Here is a 6,239-nt window from a genome sequence, read left to right as displayed (position 1 = left end):
TCCTCTGAAAATTGCACAGTAAATATTTATCCATTCTATTTTGGTCAAGCCCTCGACCTATTAGTATCAGTCAGCTTAACAGGTTACCCTGCTTACACCTCTGACCTATCACCTTGTGTTCTTCAAGGGGTCTTACCAGCTTTCGCTGTGGGAAATCTTGTCTTGAGGGGGGCTTCACGCTTAGATGCTTTCAGCGTTTATCCCTTCCCGACTTAGCTACCCAGCTATGCTCCTGGCGGAACAACTGGTTCACCAGAGGTCAGTCCATCCCGGTCCTCTCGTACTAAGGACAGCTCCTCTCAAATTTCCTACGCCCGCGACGGATAGGGACCGAACTGTCTCACGACGTTCTGAACCCAGCTCGCGTGCCGCTTTAATGGGCGAACAGCCCAACCCTTGGGACCTACTTCAGCCCCAGGATGCGACGAGCCGACATCGAGGTGCCAAACCTCCCCGTCGATGTGAACTCTTGGGGGAGATCAGCCTGTTATCCCCGAGGTAGCTTTTATCCGTTGAGCGATGGCCCTCCCACGAGGTACCACCGGATCACTAAGACCGACTTTCGTCCCTGCTCCACCTGTTTGTGTCGCAGTCAGGCTCCCTTTTGCCTTTGCACTCTTCGAAGAATTTCCAACCCTTCTGAGGAAACCTTTGTACGCCTCCGTTACTCTTTTGGAGGCGACCGCCCCAGTCAAACTGCCCACCTAACATTGTCCCGTTGCCAGTTTCATGGCACCCGGTTAGAATTCCAGTACTGTCAGGGTGGTATCCCAACATCGACTCCTCAATGGCTGGCGCCACTGATTCCATGTCTCCCACCTATCCTGTACAGACAATACCGAAATTCAGTGATAAGCTACAGTAAAGCTCTACGGGGTCTTTCCGTCCAATCGCGGGTAGCAAGCATCTTCACTTGCATTTCAATTTCGCCGGATTTGTTGTCGAGACAGTGCTCAAATCATTACGCCATTCGTGCGGGTCGGAACTTACCCGACAAGGAATTTCGCTACCTTAGGACCGTTATAGTTACGGCCGCCGTTTACTGGGGCTTAAGTTCTTACCTTCGCATTTCTGCTTAGTATTCCCCTTAACCTTCCAGCACCGGGCAGGCGTCAGCTCCTATACTTCAGCTTTCGCTTTAGCAGAAACCTGTGTTTTTGATAAACAGTTGCTTGAGCCTTTTCTCTGCGGCCTCTTTCGAGGCACTCCTTCTCCCGAAGTTACGGAGTCAATTTGCCGAGTTCCTTAACAACAATTCTTCCGATGGTCTTAGGATTCTCTCCTCACCTACCTGTGTCGGTTTGCGGTACGGGCACATATAAACTCCATAGAGACTTTTCTTGGCAGTGTGATATCAGATACTTCTCCTTTCGGATTCCCCATTACAGCTCGCAATTGAATACATGGTTTTCCCTCTGTATTCTCACTCGCTGCTTAGACATACCTCCAACAGTATGCACATCCTATCCTCCTGCGTCATCCCTTTTGGTCTTTATCATTTATATGCGGTATCGGAATTTCAACCGATTGTCCATCACCTACGCCTTTCGGCCTCGGCTTAGGTCCCGACTTACCCTGAGCGGACGAACCTTCCTCAGGAAACCTTAGGTTTTCGACCAATAAGATTCTCACTTATTTCTCGCTACTTATGCCAGCATTCTCTCTCCTGTCCTGTCCACCGCTCCTTACGGTACGGCTTCTTCCTGGACAGCATGCTCCTCTACCGCTTTTTCAAGCCCACAGCTTCGGTGGTAAGTTTTAGCCCCGGACATCTTCGGCGCATGACCTCTTGACTAGTGAGCTATTACGCACTCTTTAAATGAGTGGCTGCTTCTGAGCCAACATCCTAGTTGTCTTAGAGATCACACTTCCTTTTCCACTTAACTTACACTTTGGGACCTTAGCTGGTGGTCTGGGCTTTTTCCCTTTTGACCACGGATCTTATCATTCGCAGTCTGACTGCTGAGATTCAAGTTTATGGCATTCGGAGTTTGATAAGGTTCAGTAACTGTTGTCAGCCCCTACCCCATTCAGTGCTCTACCTCCATTACTCACTCTCAACGCTAGCCCTAAAGCTATTTCGAGGAGAACCAGCTATCTCCGGGTTCGATTGGAATTTCTCCGCTATCCACAGCTCATCCCATGGTTTTTCAACACCATTGTGGTTCGGTCCTCCACGAAATTTTACTTCCGCTTCAACCTGGCCATGGATAGGTCACCCGGTTTCGGGTCTACAACATACAACTCCTCGCCCTTTTCAGACTCGGTTTCCCTCCGGCTCCATACCTTAAGTACTTAACCTTGCTGCATATCGTAACTCGCTGGCTCGTTCTACAAAAAGCACGCCGTCGTACTTTATCGTACTTCGACTATTTGTGGACACACGGTTTCAGATTCTATTTCACTCCCCTCCCGGGGTTCTTTTCACCTTTCCCTCACGGTACTTCTTCTCTATCGGTCACCAGGTAGTATTTAGCCTTGGGAGGTGGTCCTCCCTGCTTCCCACAAGGTTTCTCGTGTCTCGTGGTACTCTGGTTCAGGTCTCGCAGTTCTTCCTTTTCACTTACAGGGCTTTTACCTTCTATGGCTCAACTTTCCAGTTGTATTCAATTAAGTCTTCCCTGCTTTTATGACCTGACCTCAACCCCAGAAACAAGTTTCTGGTTTGGGCTCTTTCCCTTTCGCTCGCCGCTACTCAGAAAATCGATGTTTCTTTCTCTTCCTCCGGGTACTTAGATGTTTCAGTTCCCCGGGTTTGCCTCTACATCCCTATTTATTCAGAATATAGTACCCAGCGTTGTCTGGGTGGGTTTCCCCATTTGGATATCTCTGGTTCACTGGCTATTTGCGCCTACCCAGAGCTTTTCGCAGCTTATCGCGTCCTTCTTAGGCTCCTGNACTTAGATGTTTCAGTTCCCCGGGTTTGCCTCTACATCCCTATTTATTCAGAATATAGTACCCAGCGTTGTCTGGGTGGGTTTCCCCATTTGGATATCTCTGGTTCACTGGCTATTTGCGCCTACCCAGAGCTTTTCGCAGCTTATCGCGTCCTTCTTAGGCTCCTGGTGCCAAGGCATCCTCCATGCGCCCTTTGTAGCTTGACCTTTAGTATAAACTAGTTATACTTACCTNCCCTGCTTCCCACAAGGTTTCTCGTGTCTCGTGGTACTCTGGTTCAGGTCTCGCAGTTCTTCCTTTTCACTTACAGGGCTTTTACCTTCTATGGCTCAACTTTCCAGTTGTATTCAATTAAGTCTTCCCTGCTTTTATGACCTGACCTCAACCCCAGAAACAAGTTTCTGGTTTGGGCTCTTTCCCTTTCGCTCGCCGCTACTCAGAAAATCGATGTTTCTTTCTCTTCCTCCGGGTACTTAGATGTTTCAGTTCCCCGGGTTTGCCTCTACATCCCTATTTATTCAGAATATAGTACCCAGCGTTGTCTGGGTGGGTTTCCCCATTTGGATATCTCTGGTTCACTGGCTATTTGCGCCTACCCAGAGCTTTTCGCAGCTTATCGCGTCCTTCTTAGGCTCCTGGTGCCAAGGCATCCTCCATGCGCCCTTTGTAGCTTGACCTTTAGTTTTAAAATTGCTATTAACTTCGCAATTTCTTGCTTGTTACTACCAATTTTCTTGGTTCTCAGTTATAATTTGCATCATAACCTATAAATAAGTATAAACTAGTTATACTTACTTACTACTACAAAGGTTATTTCTAACCTTAGCTTTGTTTCTAAAATTGCTACTAACTTCGCAATACTGCGTCAAAACTCTCATTCCGGTGCTCATTTACCTAAGTAAACTCTGCTCCTCATTCAAGTTTTTCCTTGTCTTGCTCGTTAATATCAATTTTCTTTATTTACTGTGCAATTTTCAAAGGACATTTTTCTTTCAGCTCACAATTCACAGTGCACAATTTGCAATTACAGCTTGCACTGTACAATTTGGAACAGAAATTCAATTGTGAAATGTACATTGTGCATTCTACAATTGATTAATGGTGGGCTTAAATGGACTCGAACCATCGACCTCACGCNNNCTTATCAGGCGTGCGCTCTAACCAGCTGAGCTATAAGCCCTTATGGAAAGAAAGATCTATGATCCTTCAAAATTAAACAGAATAAATAGGATTACTTCTATAAGTTAAAACCATCAAAAATCGCTATTAACTTCGCATTTCATCGTCAAGTCTTTCACTGTGGTGCTCACTTACACTAGTAAGCTCTGCTCCTCGCTCAAGCCTTTCCTTGATCTGCTCGTTACTACCAATTTTNCCCTCTGCGTGCAAGGCAGATGCTCTCCCAGCTGAGCTATACCCCCAGGATATTAAATCTTTGAGGATGATCCCTCAAAATTAAACAGAATAAACAGGATTGCTTCTATAAGTTAAAACCATTAAGACAATCATTACAATCATCTTTCGACTCCCTAGAAAGGAGGTGATCCAGCCGCAGGTTCTCCTACGGCTACCTTGTTACGACTTCACCCCAATCACTAACCCCACCTTCGGCCGCGTCCTCTTTCGTTAGACTACGGACTTCGGGTGTTGCCAGCNTTAAGACAATCATTACAATCATCTTTCGACTCCCTAGAAAGGAGGTGATCCAGCCGCAGGTTCTCCTACGGCTACCTTGTTACGACTTCACCCCAATCACTAACCCCACCTTCGGCCGCGTCCTCTTTCGTTAGACTACGGACTTCGGGTGTTGCCAGCTCTCATGGTGTGACGGGCGGTGTGTACAAGGCCCGGGAACGTATTCACCGCGACATGCTGATTCGCGATTACTAGCAACTCCAGCTTCATGCAGGCGAGTTTCAGCCTGCAATCCGAACTGAGAGTAGTTTTTGAGGTTTGCTCCACCTTGCGGTCTTGCTTCTCTTTGTTCCTACCCATTGTAGCACGTGTGTTGCCCTGGACATAAGGGGCATGATGATTTGACGTCATCCCCACCTTCCTCCGCGTTAACCGCGGCAGTCTTGTTAGAGTGCTCATCTTACTGTTAGCAACTAACAACAGGGGTTGCGCTCGTTGCAGGACTTAACCTAACATCTCACGACACGAGCTGACGACAACCATGCACCACCTGTCTCCCTGCCCCGAAGGGCTTCTCTTATCTCTAAGATATTCAGGGGATGTCAAGTCCAGGTAAGGTTCTTCGCGTTGCTTCGAATTAAACCACATGCTCCGCTGCTTGTGCGGGCCCCCGTCAATTCCTTTGAGTTTTAATCTTGCGATCGTACTTCCCAGGCGGAGTACTTATTGTGTTTACTGCGGCACAGAAGGGGTCGATACCTCCTACACCTAGTACTCATCGTTTACGGCGTGGACTACCAGGGTATCTAATCCTGTTTGCTACCCACGCTTTCGTGCCTCAGCGTCAGTTACAGTCCAGAGAACCGCCTTCGCCACTGGTGTTCTTCCTAATCTCTACGCATTTCACCGCTACACTAGGAATTCCGTTCTCCTCTCCTGCACTCCAGACACCCAGTTTGAAATGCACTGCCCGAGTTAAGCCCGGGTATTTCACATCTCACTTAAATGTCCGCCTGCGCACCCTTTACGCCCAGTAATTCCGGACAACGCTTGCCACCTACGTATTACCGCGGCTGCTGGCACGTAGTTAGCCGTGGCTTCCTCATCTGGTACCGTCATTATCGTCCCAGATGACAGAGCTTTACAATCCGAAAACCTTCTTCACTCACGCGGCGTTGCTGCATCAGGCTTTCGCCCATTGTGCAATATTCCCCACTGCTGCCTCCCGTAGGAGTCTGGACCGTCTCTCAGTTCCAATGTGGCCGATCACCCTCTCAGGTCGGCTACGCATCGTTGCCTTGGTAGGCCGTTGCCCTACCAACTAGCTAATGCGCCGCGGGTCCATCTCAAAGCGGATTACTCCTTTAAAGTACAATCCATGTGAATCATACTTACTATGCGGTATTAATCTCCCTTTCGGGAGGCTATCCCCCTCTTTGAGGCAGGTTACCCACGTGTTACTCACCCGTCCGCCGCTAATCCACTCCCGAAGGAGCTTCATCGCTCGACTTGCATGTGTTAAGCACGCCGCCAGCGTTCGTCCTGAGCCAGGATCAAACTCTTAATTTAAAAGTTTTAATGGCTCTGTTGGAAATTGCCATTAACTTCATCCAGCTGCGTCAAATGCTTCATTCCGGTGCTCATTTACGTAAGTAAACTCTGCTCCTCATTCAGCCTTTTCCTTGCTGTACTCGTTACTGCCAATT

1 tRNA gene and 2 rRNA genes are annotated in these 6,239 nt (G+C 48.1%); all 3 read right to left on the bottom strand.

Annotated features, from left to right (window positions below):
* Positions 1-40 precede the first annotated feature (40 nt).
* The 3 genes from AB8U03_RS17855 to AB8U03_RS17845 all read right to left on the bottom strand — a co-directional run bounded on the left by AB8U03_RS17855 (position 41) and on the right by AB8U03_RS17845 (position 6,102).
* A 23S ribosomal RNA gene (locus AB8U03_RS17855) occupies positions 41-3,104 on the bottom strand.
* Between the two features lie 893 nt (positions 3,105-3,997).
* Positions 3,998-4,078, bottom strand: a tRNA-Ile gene (locus AB8U03_RS17850).
* A gap of 513 nt (positions 4,079-4,591) precedes the next feature.
* Positions 4,592-6,102 (bottom strand): 16S ribosomal RNA (locus tag AB8U03_RS17845).
* Together the 16S and 23S rRNA genes with 1 tRNA gene alongside form the textbook arrangement of a ribosomal RNA operon.
* Positions 6,103-6,239 lie beyond the last annotated feature (137 nt).

The organism is Clostridium moutaii (genome assembly GCF_041205085.1).
GTDB classification, from domain to species: domain Bacteria; phylum Bacillota; class Clostridia; order Clostridiales; family Clostridiaceae; genus Clostridium_B; species Clostridium_B moutaii.
The sequence above is the reverse complement of the archived record's forward strand: the minus strand, read 5'-3'. Positions and strand labels throughout refer to the sequence as shown.